The sequence below is a fragment of the Sulfitobacter mediterraneus genome, assembly GCF_016801775.1.
In the GTDB taxonomy this organism is placed as follows: domain Bacteria; phylum Pseudomonadota; class Alphaproteobacteria; order Rhodobacterales; family Rhodobacteraceae; genus Sulfitobacter; species Sulfitobacter mediterraneus_A.
This window is the reverse complement of sequence record NZ_CP069004.1, coordinates 1,186,466-1,204,332: the sequence shown is the minus strand read 5'-3', so window position 1 is coordinate 1,204,332 and position 17,867 is coordinate 1,186,466. Positions and strand designations below refer to the sequence as shown.

The window sequence follows — 17,867 nt, the reverse complement described above, 5'->3', positions numbered from 1 at the left end:
ATATCTGTTTGCCATCGCGCCCTAAGGGAGGACCGCCATGACTGCCCCTAAGATTTCGCTGAACGACCGTTTTGATCTGGAAAAATCGCCTGTGCTGCTCAATGGCACGCAGGCACTTGTGCGTCTGATGATGATGCAATCGGCGCGGGACAGGGCCGCTGGTCTCAACACTGCGGGCCATTGCACCGGCTATCGCGGCAGCCCTCTTGGCGGGGTCGATCTGCAGATGAGCAAGGCAGAGAAACTGTTGGCCGCGTATAACGTCAGCTTTCAGCCCGGCCTGAACGAAGATCTGGCCGCAACCGCCCTTTGGGGCACCCAGCAGGCCGAGCTGCGCGGCGAAGGCAAATATGACGGTGTCTTTGGCCTGTGGTACGGCAAAGGTCCGGGTGTGGACCGCACCGGCGACGTGATGCGCCACGCCAATATGGCCGGCAGTTCCAAGCATGGTGGTGTTCTGATGGCGATGGGGGATGACCACACCGGCGAATCCTCTACCGTGTTGCACCAATCGGAATGGGCGATGGTGGATGCCTATATGCCCGTGGTCAGCCCTGCGGGTGTTCAGGAGATTCTTGATTACGGTATTTACGGCTGGGCCTTGTCGCGGTTCTCTGGCCTCTGGGTGGGTCTCAAGACGATGAAAGACACCGTCGAGGCCACCAGCGTCGTCAATGGTGATCCAAACCGGATGAAACTGATCACGCCGGAGTTCGAGATGCCGGACGGCGGGTTGAACATCCGCCTTGGCGACACGCCGCATCTGCAAGAAACCCGGATGATCGATTACAAACGCTATGCCGCCGAAGCCTTCAGCCATGCCAATAAGATGGACAAGCGCATGTGGGGCAAGCGCGGGGCCAAGATCGGCTTTGCCGCTGCGGGCAAGAACTGGCTGGATCTGCTGCACGCGATGAGCTTGCTGAACATCGACGAGAACGAGGCGGAGCGGCTGGGCCTCACCCTATACAAGATCGGGCAGACCTTCCCGCTTGATATGAAGGGCTTTCATGAGTGGGCCGAAGGTCTTGATCTTGTTGTGGTGGTCGAGGAAAAACGCAAGCTGATCGAAGTACAGATCAAAGAGGCGTTGTTCTCGGATCAGCACCGCCGGGTCTATGGCTGGTACAAGGGCGGCGGCGCGGGGCTTGAGCATGGCGAAGAACTGTTCCCGACGCGCGGTGCGCTTGATCCGATTCTGATTGCGGAAAAGATTGGCGGTATCCTTTTGGAAGAGGGGCGCGAGACCGATGGCATTCGCGCCGGGCTTGAGGCATTGGACAATGCCCGCCGCGCCGACAATGCCGAAGATATCGCGGCGCGTTTGCCGTATTTCTGCTCAGGCTGCCCGCATAATTCATCGACCAAACTGCCCGAGGGTGCGCGGGCCTATGCGGGCATCGGCTGTCACTACATGGTGCAATGGATGGACCGTGAGACAACCGGCTTTACCCATATGGGGGGCGAGGGCGCGAACTGGATCGGTGAGGCACCGTTCTCGAACCGCAAACATGTGTTCCAGAACCTTGGCGATGGCACCTACAACCACTCGGGCGTTCAGGCGATCCGCGCGGCCCTCGCAGCTGGCACCAACATCACCTACAAGATCCTTTACAATGATGCGGTTGCCATGACCGGTGGCCAGCACAACGAGGGCGATCTCAGTGCCCCGCGCATCGTCGCGGAACTGCAGGCGATGGGGGTCAAGACCCTTGCCGTTGTTTATGACGAGAAAGAAGACGTTGATTTTGCAGCGTTCAAAGGTGTTGAGCTGTTTGAGCGTGCCGAGTTGATGAATGTGCAGAAACGTTTTGAAAAGGTCGAAGGCGTCAGCGCGATTGTCTATATCCAGACCTGCGCCGCCGAAAAACGCCGCCGCCGCAAACGGGGGCTGTTCCCCGATCCGGACAAACGGGTGTTTATCAACGACGCGGTTTGCGAAGGTTGCGGTGATTGCGGGGTGCAGTCCAACTGTGTCTCGATCGTGCCCAATGAGACCGAACTGGGCCGAAAACGTGCGATTGATCAATCGTCCTGCAACAAGGATTTTTCCTGCGTCAAAGGGTTCTGCCCGTCGTTTGTGACGCTCGAAGGGGCCAAGATCCGCAAGGATCCCACGACAGAGCTTACCATCCCCGATCTGCCGATGCCAAACCTGCCCAAAATCAACGGCACCCATAACGTGGTGATCACCGGAGTGGGCGGGACAGGTGTCGTGACCATTGGCGCATTGCTGGCACAAGCCGCCCAGTTGGATGGCAAAGGTGCGGGCATGATGGAAATGGCGGGCCTCGCGCAGAAGGGCGGCGCGGTGCATATCCACTGCCGCTTGGCCGAGCGGCCCGAAGATATCAACGCCATCCGCGTGGCCACGGGGGAGGCACATGCCTTGATCGGCGGCGATCTGGTGGTTTCAGCCGGGAACAAGACACTTGGTCTGACCAAGATGGGGCAAACCGGTGCTGTGGTGAACTCGCATCAGATCATCACGGGCGATTTCACCCGCGATACAGAATTCCAATTGCCCTACGACCGGCTTGAGCTGGCCCTGCAGGCGCGTCTGAAAGACGATGTGGCGCTGTTTGACGCCTCTGATCTGGCCAAAGCGGCGCTGGGCGACAGTATCTATTCCAACATGATGGTCTTTGGTGCGGCCTGGCAGCAGGGGCTTTTGCCGCTGTCATTGGAGAGCCTGCAAGAGGCCATCCGCATGAACGGTGCCGCAGTAGACCGGAACCTGAGGGCGTTCGAGATCGGGCGCTGGGCGGTGCTCTATCCACAGGACGCCGCAGAGATCAGTAAACCCAAGGTGATCGCGCTGCCAAAAACGCTGAACGACAAGATCGCGTTCCGCAAGGAGCATTTGACCGCGTATCAAGGCAAACGGTTGGCCAAACGCTATGGCAAGATGCTGGATGGCATTTCGGATAGGGCGGTCAAAGAGGCGGCCGCGCTGGGCTATCACAAGTTGCTGGCCTATAAGGACGAATACGAAGTGGCGCGTCTGCTGCTGCAAAGCCGTGACAAGGCACGAGCGGAATTTGACGGTGATTTCAAAATGACTTTCAACCTCGCCCCGCCGATGCTGAGTGGCAAAGGGCCGGATGGTCGTCCCAAGAAACGCGAATTTGGCGAATGGTTGGAGACACCTTTGCGCCTGTTGGCCAAGATGAAAGGCCTGCGCGGCACGCCGCTTGACCCATTTGGCCGCACAGCAGAGCGCAAGATGGAACGGGCGCTGATCAAACAATATGAGCGCGACATGGCCGAAGTATTGCCGTTGCTCACAGATCAGACCCGTGATGCCATTGTTGCGCTTGCCGAATTGCCCCTGCAAATCCGCGGCTTTGGTCCGGTGAAAGAGGCAAATGAGGCCAAAGCGGCCAAGCGCCGCGAAGAGCTGTTGTCGGTGATCCGGGCGGGCGGCACCAAAACATCCAGGGCGGCAGAGTAACTTCGTCATGTAATCTTCGCAAAACCGTCGTAAATGGGGGCAGGGTGCCTGCCCCCATTACGACCGGAAGAGAGATGACCAAAGACACTGCCGCATCCACCCGCGATATCTCTTACGCCTATTCCGCCGCATCGCGTGGTGGGCGAGCCCTGATCCGGTTGATGGAGAACAGCACCGGACGGCTGGGTCTGATCCGCCGTGCCTCCGGCTATGAGGAAGACATGCGCTCGGGGCGCAGCTTTTTTGACGTTATGGCAGATCGCTATGGGCTGAGCCTTGAGATCACCAGCGGGTCATTGGCCAATATCCCGCGCCATGGCCCCGTGATTTTGATCGCAAATCATCCCTACGGCATTCTTGACGGGCTTATGCTGGGGCGAATGCTGTCACAGGCGCGCGGTGATTTCCGTATTGTGGCCCATTCGGTGTTCCGCCGTGCGCCCGATCTGGGCAAACACCTCCTGCCCATTAGCTTTGATGCGGATAAGGCGGCGCTGGCGTTGAACATCCAGACCCGAAAGACCGCGCTTGACTATCTGGGGCAGGGCGGTGCCATCGGTATCTTTCCGGGGGGCACTGTCAGCACCGCGGCACGGCCGTTTTCGAAACCGCTGGATCCGGTCTGGCGCAGCTTTACCGCGCGGATGATTGCCAAATCAGATGCCACGGTGGTGCCGGTCTATTTTGACGGGCACACCAGCCGAATGTTCCAGATTGCCAGTCACCTGCACAGCACATTGCGCATGGGGCTGTTGATCAAGGAATTTCGCAAACGGGTCGATACCCCGGTGCGCGTGGCCATCGGAGCACCCATCACCCGCGACATTCTGAACCCACTGTCAAAAGACGGCAAAGCGATGATGGATTTCCTGCGCAAAGCCACTTATGAGTTGTCCCAAGAGCCGGATCGCGCCAGCGAGTTGGGCTTTGAATTTGAAGAGCGGCATCGCGCTGCAAGGTGACAGTGACATGGCAGTAGGTATTTTTGACAGCGGCCTTGGCGGGCTGACAGTTCTGGATGCGGTGCAAAAGCGGCTTCCGGATACAGATTTTGTCTATCTGGCGGACAGCGCTCATGCACCCTACGGCGTGCGCACCGCCGATGATATCTACAACCTGACCGTGGCCGCCGTGCAGCGGCTGTTTGATGCGGGCTGCGATCTGGTGATTCTGGCTTGCAACACCGCTTCGGCCGCCGCGCTTCGCCGGATGCAGGAAAGCTGGGTGCCCGAAAACAAGCGTGTTCTGGGCGTGTTTGTGCCGCTGATCGAGGCGATGACGGAACGCCAGTGGGGCGATAACTCACCGCCCCGCGAGGTGGCTGTAAAACACGTGGCGCTGTTTGCCACACCCGCCACTGTGGCATCGCGGGCGTTTCAGCGGGAACTGGCCTTCCGGGCAATTGGCGTGGACGTTGAGGCGCAGGCCTGTGGCGGGATTGTGGATGCCATCGAAGACGGCGATTTCATACTTGCCGAGGCGATGGTGCGCAGCCATGTGGATGCGCTCAAACGCAAGATGCCCGATCCAGAGGCGGCGATCCTGGGCTGCACCCATTATCCCTTGATGCAAAAGGCCTTTCAGGATGCGCTGGGCCCGGATGTAAAAGTGTTTTCGCAGGCCTATTTGGTGGCCGAAAGCCTTGCCGATTATCTGGAACGGCACCCCAACATGACGGGCAGCGGCACATCGTCGTTTTTGACAACGGGCGATCCAAAACGGGTCAGCAGCCGCGCAACACAGTTTCTGCGACGAGAAATCACATTTACCGCCGCCTGAAACTCTTGCACATCATACCCAAAGTGGGACCGACACATGACCTATAACATCGCCATCCTTGGCGCGTCCGGCTATACCGGCGCAGAACTGATCCGGCTCATCGCTGGCCATTCTTCTATGACAATCAAAGCCTTGGGAGGGAACTCCAAGGCCGGGCAGCAGATGTCTGAGGTGTTTCCGCACCTGCGCCATTTGGACCTGCCCGAACTGGTGACCATCGAAGATATCGATTTTTCCCAGATTGACCTGTGTTTCTGCGCCCTGCCGCACAAGACCTCGCAGCAAGTGATCGCCGCCTTGCCCAAAACCTTGAAAATTGTCGATCTGTCTGCGGATTTCCGGCTACGCGATCCGGCGGAATACGAGAAATGGTATGGCAACCCACATGCCGCGCTGGAACAGCAGGAAGAGGCGGTTTACGGGCTGACCGAATTTTACCGCGACGAGATCGCCGCCGCGCGTCTGGTGGCGGGTACGGGCTGCAACGCGGCCACTGGGCAATTCGCACTGCGGCCGTTGATCGCCGCAGGGGTGATTGATCTGGACGAGATCATCATGGACCTGAAATGCGCGGTGTCGGGGGCAGGTCGGGCGTTGAAGGAAAACCTGCTGCATGCGGAGTTGTCCGAAGGTTATCATGCCTATGCCGTGGGCGGCACCCACCGGCATCTGGGCGAGTTTGACCAAGAATTTACCGCAGTTGCAGGACGGCCCGTGCAGGTACAGTTCACGCCGCATCTGGTGCCTGCGAACCGGGGCATTCTGGCGACCTGCTATGTCAAGGGCTCGGCCGAAGAGATCCATGCGACATTGCAAAAAGCTTATGCAGAGGAACCCTTTATCGAGGTTCTACCGATGGGCGAGGCGCCCAGCACACGGCACATTCGCGGCTCTAACTTCTGCCATATCGGGGTGGTTGCGGACCGGATCGAGGGCCGCGTGATCGTCATCGCCGCATTGGACAACCTGACCAAGGGATCGAGCGGTCAAGCCTTGCAGAACGCCAATCTGATGTTAGGTCTGGAAGAGACCGAAGGGCTGATGATGGCCCCTCTGTTCCCATGAGGTGATATGAAAAGCCTTAAAAAACAAAGACGTATCCAGGTGATTGCAGTGGCGGTGGTGGCGTTGATCGCCGCCACGGCACTGATCGGCTATGCCTTGCAGGATGGCATCAACTATTTCCGCTCGCCCAGCCAGGTGATGGAGGAACCGCCCGTGGCAAGCGAGGTGTTTCGCATTGGCGGTCTGGTTGAAGAGGGATCACTGGTGCGCGGCGATGGTGAAACTGTCCGCTTCAGCGTGACAGATGGAGGCGCTACCGTGCCCGTGACGTTTACGGGTGTTCTGCCGGATTTGTTTGAGGAAAACCAGGGCATGGTCGGCACGGGCCGTTACATCAACGGTGTTTTTGAAGCGACTGAAATCCTTGCCAAACACGACGAGACCTATATGCCGAAAGAGGTCGTGGACGCGTTGAAGGAACAAGGTGTCTATCAAGCGCCGGACAGTTAAGACCGCGCGGTGCACTGACGGGTGATTAACCATTCTGGCCTTCCCTTTGCCGACCAAACGGGGAGGGACGGATGCAAACGGTCAGAGAAATTGCAAAACAGATCGTCGCCCGCGAAGGCGGCTTTGTGAATGACCCCGATGATCCCGGCGGCGCGACCAAATTTGGCGTCACGATCCACACCATGCGCCGCCTTGGCGTGGACCTGACAGGGGATGGCAGGGTGACCGCTGCAGACGTGCGGCGGCTGAGCCGCGCGCAGGCAACGGACATCTTCATTGAGCACTATTTCAAACGACCGCGCATTGGTGATTTGCCCGAGGCGCTACAAGCGAGCGTCTTTGACATGTACGTCAATGCGGGCGCCAATGCGGTGAAAATACTGCAACGACTGCTTTGCGATATGGGGTTTGTGGTGGCGGTGGACGGGGCGCTTGGACCGCAGAGCGTTGCCGCCGCTGCACAAGCGATGTCAGCCGCGCCGGATCATCTGGTGGACGCATACGGCATTGCACGGCGCAACTATTATTTCCGCCTTGCGGACCGGCGACCTGCCAGCCGCAAATATGCCCGAACAATTGCTGGCGGGAAAGGCGGCTGGATCAAACGGGCTGAAGAATTCATTGATCCCAAATACCATCTCAGCGATGCAGAATTTGCACAAAGGACCGCGGCATGGGGATGATCGAACGCATCTTCGGGTTTATTTTTGGAAGCAACCGCAATGTCTTGCGCGACACGGTTGAAGTGTTCCGCGAAAACGCGGAGGCGGGCGCAGGGCGCAGTGCCGAGATCCAGAAACAAGCGATGAGCCAGCTGGGCGCAGAGTTTGCCGTGCCGCGTTTGGGCCGGTTTGATCGATTCATGGACGGCTTGAACCGCTTGCCGCGTCCGGCGCTGGCGCTTGGCACACTGGGATTGTTCGTCTCGGCGATGGTGCACCCGCTGTGGTTCGCCGAACGGATGCAAGGCATTGCACTGGTGCCAGAGCCGCTTTGGTGGCTGCTTGGGGTCATCGTATCGTTTTATTTCGGGGCGCGTCATCAGGTCAAAGCGCAAGATTTTCAACGCGACATCGCGGCCAGCATGATCCGCGTGCCGCAGATGATCGAGAATGTGCAAGCTCTTGAAAAGTTGAGATTTGATGATGGACAGGCCGCCCAAACCGGCACCGATGCCGCGCTGGAAAACGCCAGTCTGGCGCCGCAGGAGAACCCCGCACTCATCGCTTGGCAGGCGACGCGGCGCTGACTGCGACGCTTTGCGCTCAAACGTGATGTAAAAGGCCATGGCAAGGGGGCACCCTGCGCCCTATAACCATGGTATGACAACAGAACTTGGACATTTCGCCCTGATCCTCGCCTTTGCTGTGGCGATTGTTCAGATGATCGTGCCGCTGATCGGGGCGCACAAACGCTGGCCGGGTTGGATGGCCATCGCCGAACCTGCCGCCGGGGCGCAATTCGTGCTGACGGCGCTGTCTTTTGGCGCTTTGACATGGGCCTTTGTTGTCTCTGATTTCTCGCTCAACGTGGTGGTCGCCAACAGCCATTCGGCCAAGCCGATGCTCTATAAAATCAGCGGCACATGGGGCAACCACGAAGGGTCGATGCTGCTTTGGGTGCTGATTGTGACCTTGTTTGGCGCGATGGCGGCATGGTTTGGCGGTGGTTTGCCGCCCACCTTGCGGGCGCGGGTTCTGGCCGTGCAATCAGCCATCGCGGTGGCGTTCTTTGCCTTTATCATCTTTACTTCCAACCCGTTTCTGCGCCTTGAGGTGCCGCCCTTTGACGGGCAGGATCTGAACCCGCTGTTGCAAGATCCCGGTCTCGCGTTTCACCCGCCGTTTCTTTACCTCGGCTATGTCGGGCTGAGCATGGCGTTCAGCTTTGCCGTGGCGGCCTTGATCGAAGGGCGCGTGGATGCTGCCTGGGGGCGCTGGGTGCGGCCATGGACCTTGGCGGCATGGATCTTCCTGACCATCGGGATCGCATTGGGATCATGGTGGGCCTATTATGAGCTGGGCTGGGGCGGCTTCTGGTTTTGGGATCCTGTTGAAAACGCCAGCTTTATGCCATGGCTCTTGGCGGCGGCGCTGCTGCATTCGGCGATTGTGGTGGAAAAACGCGAGAGCCTGAAAAGCTGGACCATCCTGTTGGCCATTCTGGCCTTTGGCTTCTCTCTGATTGGCACGTTTATCGTGCGCTCCGGCCTGCTGACCTCCGTCCATGCTTTTGCGAATGATCCCGAACGCGGGGTGTTCATCCTCGCAATCATGGCGTTCTTTATGGGCGGGGCACTGGTGCTGTTTACCCTGCGGGCGGGCGCGATGGAGGCCAAGGGCGTCTTTGGTCTGGTCAGCCGCGAATCCGCGCTGGTGGTGAACAACCTGTTGTTGGCGGTTGCCTGCTTTGTGGTCTTTGTCGGGACAATGTGGCCCCTGTTGGCCGAGATGTTCTTTGACCGCAAGCTCAGCGTCGGCCCGCCGTTTTTCAATGCGGCCTTCACCCCCTTTATGGTGGCGCTTGGGTTGATTTTGCCGGTGGGCAGCGTTTTGCCATGGAAACGGGCGCGGATATCCCGCGCGATGTGGCCGCTGCGCTATGTTTTTGTGTTGGCTTTGGCCGTCGCGGGGCTGGCCTTTGTGATGCAGACCGGGCGCAGCATGTTGGGGCCCATGGGTCTTTTCCTTGGCGCTTGGCTGGTGTCTGGCACTGTGGTGGAGTTGATGCAACGGACCGGGCGAGGGGCGAACCGGCTGGGTCGTTTGTGGCGTCTGCCGCGTGCCGACTGGGGCAAGGCGGTGGCTCATGGCGGGCTGGGCGTGACGATGGCGGGCATCGCCGGTCTGACGGCCTGGACCGTGGATGATATTCGCGTGGCGCAGATCGACACGCCGTTTGATGTGGGCAGCTACACGCTGACGCTGACGGATGTGCAGGAATTGCGCGGGCCGAACTACCTTTCGACAACCGGTTTTGTGACACTGGCCAAAGACGGTTCAGAGATCGCGAAAATGACACCGGAGAAACGGTTTTACCCGGTTGCGCAGATGCCCACGACCGAAGCCGCGATTGATTACAATCTGTTGCGCGATGTCTATGTGGTGATCGGGGATCAGCAGGACAACGGCGGCTGGACCGTGCGGACCTATATCAAACCCATGACCAACTGGATCTGGATCGGCTGTGCCCTCATGGCGCTTGGCGGATTGCTGAGCCTGTCTGACAGGCGGTTCCGTGTGGCGGCTGGCGCCCGCAAGTTCAGCGCGGTGCCTGCCGAATGAAACGCATCGCCCTGATCCTGATGTTGCTGGCCAGCCCTTTGGCCGCGGTCCAACCTGATGAGGTGCTGGACGATCCCGCACTTGAGGCGCGGGCGCGTGAGCTGTCCAAAGGGCTGCGCTGTTTGGTGTGCCGCAACGAGAGCATTGACGAAAGCAATGCAAGCCTTGCGCGGGATTTGCGGATCTTGCTGCGTGATCGGCTTGTGGCGGGGGATACGGACGCGCAGGCGGTCGCATTTATCGTGGACCGTTACGGCGAATATGTTCTGCTCAAGCCGGACAACACAGGGGCCAATTGGCTGCTTTGGGGGGCGGGGCCGCTCATGCTGCTTTTTGCAGGTGGGGCCGGTATGATCTATCTGCGCGGTCGGTCCAAAGCTGTGGCCTCTGCCGACACCCCGCTGAACGCGGAAGAACAAGCGCGGCTGGATGATATTTTGAAGGGCTGACGCGCGGTTTCGCTGGTCCCTCCCGCTGGCTTTGATAACTTGCGCCAAATGCCGGCAATCAAGGACTGACAAAATGGACTATCAAACGATCACCTATGACGTTTCGGACAACGTGGCCCTGATCACGATGAACCGGCCCGACAAGATGAACGCGCTCACCACCCAGATGCGTGCCGAGATTGCCCATGCGGTTACCCAAGGCGGCAAGGATGCCCGTGTGGTTGTCATCACCGGATCTGGTCGGGCGTTTTGTTCCGGTCAGGATCTGGGGGATCGTGCATCCGGTGCTTCGGTTGATCTGGAACGCACTTTGCGGGACGAATATGCGCCGATGTTGCGGGCGATTGTGAATTGTCCGGTGCCAACCATTGCGGCCGTGAATGGTGCGGCTGCGGGGGCAGGGGCAAATCTCGCGCTGGCAGCGGATGTGGTTTTTGCAACGGAATCTTCCTATTTCCTGCAGGCCTTCACCCGGATTGGTCTGATCCCGGACGCTGGCGGCACCTATACGCTGCCGCGTCAGATGGGCATGGCCAAAGCGATGGGCGCGGCACTGTTTGCCGACAATATCTCGGCCCGTCAGGCCGATGATTGGGGCATGATCTGGGAGGCGGTGCCGGATGCCGATTTTGACGCTCATTGGCGCGGCAAGGCGGCGCAACTGGGCGCAGGGCCAACAGCGGCCTATCAGGCGGCCAAAGAGGTGATCCGCGCCAGCTGGGACAACACATTGGAAGAACAGCTGACGCTTGAGGCGCAACAACAGGGCGTTTGCGGCAAATCGCGTGACTTCAAAGAGGGCGTGTTGGCCTTTACCGAAAAACGCGCGGCCAAGTTCGAGGGCCGCTGATCCTGTCCATGTTCGGATGGGGTGGATTCTTGGCCTGGCCTACAGGCTCCGCTCCACCAACAGCACCTCATCAACACGGGGCGCAGGGCCGGTGGCCCGCGCCACAACGGCAACGGCCACTCCATCGGCAAGCACGGTATGCACGGTACCGGAAATCTCTTTGATGGTAATCTCGGGCGGCGGATTGCCCTTGTCGTAAACCACGGCAATCTGGTCATGGTTTTCTTGCGTATTTGGCACCAGTACCCCTTGCGGGCAGGGTTCTGTTGCGGCGGCAACGGGCATCATATTGGCCGCGCTGTCCCAGCACAGGTGGCGATGCGTCATTTTCTTGCTCATCGCATGTTCCTTTGTGCGTTCTGCGCCTTGGCACAGATCGCTGCTGTGACCCAAAGACGGCCCGCCTGGACCGCGATACCTGTTAACACCAGCAAGGCGCAGCATGTCGCCAGAATTTCCATCATTAGATCGCACCCTGATTTACGTTGCTCTGACGATAGGGGGGCGGGGCGCGTCCGGTCAAGTTTGAGCAGGGCATTGTCACAGCGCCAGAAACAATGCCACATCCGCGCCTCATTTAGCGCCAAAGCAAGACAAAGTGTCAAAATTGGGCGGGTGGATTGGCGGCAAAACCCTGATGAATCGGTTGATCTGGTCAACGAATCAAAGGGCATTTGACCTTTAGGGGTTCTTAAGGGCGGGACCTGCAGCTTAGGGGCGAGTAGACGTCAGCCTTGGCTGTGGTTCATTGTTTCTGATCTGGAAACAGGCTGTTGAACGAAAAACGCCCCGGAAACACCGGGGCGTTTGTCAGTTTGGATCTGGATCCGGAACTTAGCGGTTTTCGATATCCACATAGTCGCGGCTGGTCTCGCCGAGATAAAGCTGGCGTGGACGGCCGATCTTGTTCTGTGGATCCCCGATCATCTCTTTCCACTGGGAAATCCAGCCGACGGTCCGTGAAAGGGCAAAGATCGGGGTGAACATCGATGTGGGGAAGCCCATGGCCTCCAGGATGATGCCGGAATAGAAATCGACGTTCGGGAACAGTTTCTTTTCCGCGAAATACGGATCTTCCAGCGCCTGACGCTCAAGCTCCTTGGCGACCTGAAGCACCGGATTGTTTTCAACACCCAGCAGTTCGAGCACTTCGTCCGCACTTTCTTTCATCACGGTGGCCCGTGGATCAAAGTTTTTGTAAACGCGGTGGCCAAAGCCCATCAGACGGAATGGATCGTTCTTGTCCTTGGCGCGGGCGATGAATTCAGGAATGCGATCAGGCGTGCCGATTTCCTTGAGCATTTCCAGACAGGCCTGGTTGGCGCCGCCATGTGCCGGACCCCAAAGACAGGCAATGCCCGCCGCGATACAGGCAAAGGGGTTGGCGCCAGAGGACGATGCCAAACGCACGGTCGAAGTCGATGCGTTCTGTTCGTGATCGGCGTGCAGGGTAAAGATACGGTCCATCGCGCGGCTCAGGATCGGGTTTACCTCATAGTCCTGTGCAGGAACGGCAAAACACATGCGCAGGAAGTTGGACGCATAGTCAAGATCGTTGCGCGGATACTCAAATGGCTGACCGATGGTGTATTTATAGGCCATCGCGGCAATGGTTGGCATCTTGGCGATCATGCGGATCGAGGCGACCTCACGCTGCCATGGATCAGAGATGTCCGTGCTGTCGTGATAAAATGCCGACATCGCGCCCACAACACCCACCATGATGGCCATTGGATGCGCATCCCGGCGGAAGCCACGGAACAGATACATCATCTGTTCGTGCAGCATGGTGTGGTTGGTCACGCGGGATTCGAAATCTTCCAGCTCTGCGGGGGAGGGCAGCTCACCATAGAGCAGCAGGTAGCACACTTCGAGGTAATGCGATTTGCCTGCCAGTTGATCAATCGGATAGCCGCGGTGTAGCAACACGCCTTCCTCGCCATCAATAAAGGTGATGGTGCTGTCGCAAGACGCAGTCGAGGTAAAGCCGGGGTCATAGGTGAAGACATCCGCCTGAGCATACAGCTTGCGAATATCGAGCACATCAGGACCAGCCGTTGGCGAAAAGATGGGCAAATCGTAGCTTTTGCCATCAATTGTCAGCGTTGCGGATTTCTTTGTTTCAGTCATATGGTCCCTTCCCGAATGTTTTTGCGGTACAGGTGACCGCCGTCTTGGCCAGCCCCCGAAAAGGCTGCCTTGTCTGTTATCCCCTCCCGCCTTGAGAAACGGTTAACCAGTTCTCAGGCAGAGGCCTCTGTCAATCGGGCCAGGGTTTCGTCACGTCCCAACACAAGCATCATGTCAAAGACAGATGGTGTGACGGCCCGCCCAGCAAGGGCCGCGCGGAGCGGCCCTGCCAACTTGCCAAACTTGGTGTCTTTCGCGGCGGCAAAGCCGTTCAGAACCTCTTCCAGCGTTTCTCTGTCCCAGCTAGCATTTTGCAGATGCGGCGTCAATTCCGCCAGTATACCACGGGATACCGTATCGAGGTTTTTTGCAGCCTTCTCATCCGGTTCAATGGGGCGGGACGTGAGGGCAAAGTGTGCCTTTTCAACGAGTTCCGGCAATGTCTTGGCCCGCTCCTTGAGACAATAAAGCGCAGCCTCAAAAGCGGATGACTGGGCGTCAGAAAAGGCCGGTTCGCCTGCTGCTTGCAAATAAGCCTCGGTTTCACGCCGCAATGCAGCATCATCCGTCACCGCAATATGCTGACCGCAGATGTTCTCAAGCTTCTTGAGATCGAACTGCGCGGGGCTTTTGCGGATACCGCTCAGATCAAACCATTCCTGTGCCTGCGCATCGGTAAAAAACTCGTCATCCCCATGGCTCCAGCCCAAACGGGCCAGATAATTGCGCATGCCAGCGGCAGGATAGCCCATGGCCTGATATTCCTGTGCGCCCAAGGCGCCGTGACGTTTCGACAGTTTCTTGCCATCCGGCCCGTGAATCAGCGGAATATGCGCCCAGACCGGCACGTCCCAGCCCATCGCATCATAGATCATCATCTGCCGGGCGGCATTGTTGAGGTGGTCATCGCCCCGCACCACATGTGTCACGCCCATATCATGATCATCCACCACCACGGCCAGCATATAGACCGGTGTACCGTCAGAGCGTAACAGAACCATGTCGTCCAGCTGATCGTTTCGGATGGTGACATCGCCCTGCACCTGATCGCGGATCACGGTTTCGCCGGTTTGCGGCGCTTTGATGCGCACTACATAGGGCGCATCGGGGTGGGTTTCGGGGGCGGCATCGCGCCAAGGTGAATGGTAAAGAGTGCTGCGCCCTTCGGCGCGGGCGGCCTCGCGGAAGGCGGTGATCTCGTCTTGGGTGGCAAAGCATTTGTAGGCCTTGCCTTGTGCCAGCAGATCCAGCGCAACTTCGGCGTGGCGCGGGGCGTTGTCAAACTGACTGACAATTTCACCATCATGATCAAGGCCAAGCCAGGCCATGCCCTGCAAGATGGCCTCTGTTGCTTCGGGGGTAGACCGCGCCCTGTCCGTATCCTCGATCCGCAAAAGGAATTTGCCGCCCCGACCACGGGCATAAAGCCAGTTGAACAGGGCGGTGCGTGCCCCGCCAATGTGCAAAAAGCCGGTGGGCGATGGGGCAAAACGGGTCACAACAGATGCGGACATGACAGTGTCTTTCTTAACTGGATAAGGCGGCGCGGCGGCTGGGGCTGCTGGTGTTTACCATTTGCTAACCATCCGCGCCGTAGATTTCCCGTCTGTCTATCCAGTGCGGGGAACGGGGGCAAGCATGGGGCGGGCCGCGGCGCTGTCCATTTGGGTAAAATCGGCGTTGGGCCAGATGATGCTGGCGCAACGCGGGATGATGCTGGGCTGGGTGCCGGTTTGTCTCGCCATTGGCATCGGGTGCTATTTCAGCCTGCGTTTTGAGCCTGCTTTGGTGCTTTACCCTGTCTTGGCGGGGGTGGCCGTGGCCTTGGCGGTGCTGGCGGTGTTCCTGTCCGAGGCGGCGGCACCACTGGCCATCGCAGGGGCGCTGATTGTGACCGGGTTCACCGTTGCCGGACTGCGGGCACATAGCTTAACCAATCCGGTTCTGGGCTGGCGGTATTACGGCGCGGTTGAAGGCCGGATCATCGCTATGGACCGCAGTCAATCGGATGCCCTGCGCCTGACGCTGGACCGTGTGCAGTTGGAACGCGTACCGCCGGAGCGGACCCCCGCGCGGGTGCGGATCTCCTTGCACAGCAAAACCCAGGGTATCACCCCCGAACCGGGACTGCGGGTGATGACCACGGCGCATTTGTCGCCGCCCTCCGGCCCGGTGGAGCCGGACGGCTTTGATTTTCAGCGCCATGCCTGGTTTGCCCAACTCGGTGCTGTTGGCTATACCCGTGTGCCGTTGATGGGGGCCGCGTGGCCCGAGCACGGCACGCTGGATCTGATGTTGTTTCGGACGCGAATGGCCATCTCGGCCCATATTCGAAACATCTTGCCCGGCGAGATCGGCGGTTTTGCTGCGGCGTTGACCACGGGAGACCGCAGCGCCATTCCCCGCAGTACGTTGGAGGATTTGCGGGCCAGCAATCTCGCGCATTTGTTGGCAATTTCGGGCCTACACATGGGATTGCTTGCAGCGGTGGTTCTTGGTGCCCTGCGCGTTCTGCTGAGTGCGATCCCCTATACTGCTCTTTATTGGCCAACCAAAAAAATTGCCGCGGTTTGTGCGCTGGTTGCTGCGGCGGGGTATCTGGCGTTGTCGGGCGGCAATGTCGCGACCGAACGGGCGTTTATCATGGTAGGGACGGCGCTTGGGGCGTTGTTGATCGGGCGGCGGGCGATTTCGCTGCGGGCGGTGGCGGTGGCTGCAACGATTGTTTTGCTGCTGCGGCCAGAGGCACTGACCGGGCCGGGCTTTCAGATGTCCTTTGCCGCGACGGTGGCCCTGGTTGCTGTCTTCGGCTGCCTGCGTGATGCGCCGCTCCCGCAGATGCCGCGTTGGGGCAGGGTGGTTCTGGCCACGGTTCTGTCCTCGGCAGTGGCAGGATTTGCCACAGCGCCAATAGCGGCGGCACATTTCAATACCATCGCCCATTATGGATTGGTGGCCAATCTTCTGTCGGTTCCGTTGATGGGGGTTCTGGTGATCCCAGCGGCCGTTTTGGCGCTGGTATTATGGCCCTTCGGGCTGGAGGCATTGGGGCTTTGGCCAATGGGATGGGGGTTGTCGTGGATCCTTTGGGTGGCGCATCAGGTGGCAACGCTGGATGGTGCGCGGGGCTATGTTGTGGCGCCGGGGCCATCCGTGCTGCCGGTTCTGGCATTGGGGTTTTTGGTGCTGGTGCTCTGGCAGGGTCGCTTGCGCTGGGGCGGGCCGGTGATGATGGCGGCGGCGCTGCTGCTTTGGCGGGGGGCGGAGCGGCCAGATGTGTTGATTGCCGAACAGGGCACCTTGGTCGGGGTGATGGGGTCGGAGGCCCGCGCCTTGAGCAAGGCCAAAGGCGCTGGGTTCGTTGCACAGATCTGGCTGGAGAACGATGGCGATGGGGCAAGGCAGGATCAGGCCGCCGCCCGGTGGAAAAACGGCCCCGTGCAGCATCTGTCTGGCAAGCGGGCGCTGGCCAGCTTCAAGGGATGTTCGGCGCAGCAGATTGTCGTGGTGTCCGTGGATGCACCCTGGATCGCGGGTGCTGACTGCCTGATTTTCGATCCTGCAGCATTGCGGAAAACCGGTGCATTGGCCCTGCGCAAGGGCGCGCGGGACTGGCAAATCACAACCGCGCGCGCCCGCACAGGCGAACGGCTTTGGACCAATTGGCCCAAAGCGCCGCGCGATCCTCAATAGGTGCGGATCAGACCGACCAGCCGCCCCTGCACCTTGACCATGTCAGAGGGCAATACCCGCGTTTCATAAGCGGGGTTGGCAGCCTCAAGCGCGATGGAACTGCCGGAGCGTTTGAAACGTTTGAGCGTCGCTTCACTGTCTTCGACAAGGGCCACGACGATGTCACCATCATCGGCCACATTGGTTTCGCGGATCACCACCACATCGCCATCGTTGATGCCGGCCTCGATCATGGAATCGCCTTTGACTTCAAGGGCATAGTGCTGTCCGTTGCCCGACAGCATACCGCCCGGCACAGCCACGGAATGGGTCATCTGGTTGATCGCCTCAATCGGCACACCTGCCGCGATGCGGCCCATAACGGGCAGATCGACGGCCTGCGCCGTGTGCGTTTGCAGGGCTGTCGCTGGCGGCGGGCCATCGGGCCGATCGCCATCAATGACCTTGGGTGTGAACCCGGCATTCGGCGTGCCGCCAAGGCTTTCTGGAAGTTTGACAACCTCGATCGCACGGGCGCGATGTGCCAGACGGCGGATGAATCCGCGCTCTTCAAGGGCTGTGATCAGCCGGTGAATGCCCGATTTCGACCGCAGATCCAACGCCAGCTTCATCTCATCAAAGCTGGGCGGCACGCCATCGCGCTGCACCCGTTTGTGAATAAAGGCCAGAAGATCGAGTTGCTTTTTCGTCAACATGGGCGGTCCCTTCGAACA

General features: G+C 59.3%; 16 protein-coding genes. 11 read left to right on the top strand and 5 right to left on the bottom strand.

All coding sequences use genetic code 11. From position 1 onward, the window contains the following. The first annotated feature begins 37 nt into the window (after nt 1–37). From JNX03_RS05875 to JNX03_RS05830, 10 genes are all read left to right on the top strand, one after another. Nucleotides 38–3,454, top strand: coding sequence for an indolepyruvate ferredoxin oxidoreductase family protein (locus tag JNX03_RS05875; RefSeq protein WP_203211475.1), 3,417 nt, complete (start codon nt 38–40; stop codon nt 3,452–3,454). A gap of 74 nt (nt 3,455–3,528) precedes the next feature. Then, nucleotides 3,529–4,416, top strand: a complete 888-nt coding sequence (locus JNX03_RS05870; protein ID WP_203211474.1) for a lysophospholipid acyltransferase family protein — start codon at nt 3,529–3,531, stop codon at nt 4,414–4,416. Between the two features lie 7 nt (nt 4,417–4,423). Then, nucleotides 4,424–5,233, top strand: coding sequence for a glutamate racemase (gene murI, locus JNX03_RS05865; RefSeq protein WP_203211473.1), 810 nt, complete (start codon nt 4,424–4,426; stop codon nt 5,231–5,233). A 36-nt stretch (nt 5,234–5,269) separates the two neighbouring features. Further along, nucleotides 5,270–6,298: an N-acetyl-gamma-glutamyl-phosphate reductase gene (gene argC, locus JNX03_RS05860; protein WP_203211472.1), complete on the top strand. Its 1,029-nt coding sequence runs from the start codon at nt 5,270–5,272 to the stop codon at nt 6,296–6,298. A 6-nt stretch (nt 6,299–6,304) separates the two neighbouring features. Continuing rightward, nucleotides 6,305–6,748, top strand: coding sequence for a cytochrome c maturation protein CcmE (ccmE, locus tag JNX03_RS05855; RefSeq protein WP_203211471.1), 444 nt, complete (start codon nt 6,305–6,307; stop codon nt 6,746–6,748). 71 nt (nt 6,749–6,819) lie between these two features. Then, nucleotides 6,820–7,431: a holin-associated N-acetylmuramidase gene (locus tag JNX03_RS05850; RefSeq protein ID WP_203211470.1), complete on the top strand. Its 612-nt coding sequence runs from the start codon at nt 6,820–6,822 to the stop codon at nt 7,429–7,431. Next, nucleotides 7,422–7,997 (top strand): holin family protein, encoded by a 576-nt coding sequence (locus JNX03_RS05845; protein ID WP_203211469.1) that lies wholly within the window; start codon nt 7,422–7,424, stop codon nt 7,995–7,997. Before JNX03_RS05850 ends, JNX03_RS05845 begins: the two co-directional genes overlap by 10 nt. 73 nt (nt 7,998–8,070) lie before the next feature. Beyond that, complete coding sequence (locus tag JNX03_RS05840) at nt 8,071–10,032, top strand: heme lyase CcmF/NrfE family subunit (RefSeq protein WP_203211468.1); 1,962 nt, start codon at nt 8,071–8,073, stop codon at nt 10,030–10,032. Beyond that, nucleotides 10,029–10,481, top strand: coding sequence for a cytochrome c-type biogenesis protein (locus JNX03_RS05835; protein WP_203211467.1), 453 nt, complete (start codon nt 10,029–10,031; stop codon nt 10,479–10,481). Before JNX03_RS05840 ends, JNX03_RS05835 begins: the two co-directional genes overlap by 4 nt. 73 nt (nt 10,482–10,554) lie before the next feature. Then, nucleotides 10,555–11,331 (top strand): enoyl-CoA hydratase-related protein, encoded by a 777-nt coding sequence (locus tag JNX03_RS05830; RefSeq protein ID WP_203211466.1) that lies wholly within the window; start codon nt 10,555–10,557, stop codon nt 11,329–11,331. Nucleotides 11,332–11,370: 39 nt separating this feature from the next. Here the strand turns inward: JNX03_RS05830 and JNX03_RS05825 are convergent, their stop codons facing one another. The 4 genes from JNX03_RS05825 to gltX form a co-directional block, all read right to left on the bottom strand. Next, nucleotides 11,371–11,670, bottom strand: coding sequence for a hypothetical protein (locus tag JNX03_RS05825; protein WP_203211465.1), 300 nt, complete (start codon nt 11,668–11,670; stop codon nt 11,371–11,373). Continuing rightward, nucleotides 11,667–11,897, bottom strand: coding sequence for a hypothetical protein (locus JNX03_RS05820; RefSeq protein ID WP_203246350.1), 231 nt, complete (start codon nt 11,895–11,897; stop codon nt 11,667–11,669). Before JNX03_RS05820 ends, JNX03_RS05825 begins: the two co-directional genes overlap by 4 nt. A gap of 268 nt (nt 11,898–12,165) precedes the next feature. Further along, nucleotides 12,166–13,461, bottom strand: a complete 1,296-nt coding sequence (gene gltA, locus JNX03_RS05815; protein ID WP_203211463.1) for a citrate synthase — start codon at nt 13,459–13,461, stop codon at nt 12,166–12,168. A gap of 113 nt (nt 13,462–13,574) precedes the next feature. Then, a complete protein-coding gene (gene gltX, locus JNX03_RS05810) occupies nt 13,575–14,975 on the bottom strand; it encodes a glutamate--tRNA ligase (protein ID WP_203211462.1) in 1,401 nt (466 codons plus the stop codon). 124 nt (nt 14,976–15,099) lie between these two features. On the opposite strand from gltX, the gene JNX03_RS05805 reads away from it, so the two are divergent. After that, entirely contained in the window at nt 15,100–17,154 is a 2,055-nt protein-coding gene (locus tag JNX03_RS05805) for a ComEC/Rec2 family competence protein (RefSeq protein WP_203211461.1), read from the top strand. Here the strand turns inward: JNX03_RS05805 and lexA are convergent. Beyond that, complete coding sequence (lexA, locus tag JNX03_RS05800; RefSeq protein ID WP_203211460.1) at nt 17,148–17,849, bottom strand: transcriptional repressor LexA; 702 nt, start codon at nt 17,847–17,849, stop codon at nt 17,148–17,150. The genes JNX03_RS05805 and lexA overlap by 7 nt on opposite strands. Nucleotides 17,850–17,867: the final 18 nt, after the last annotated feature.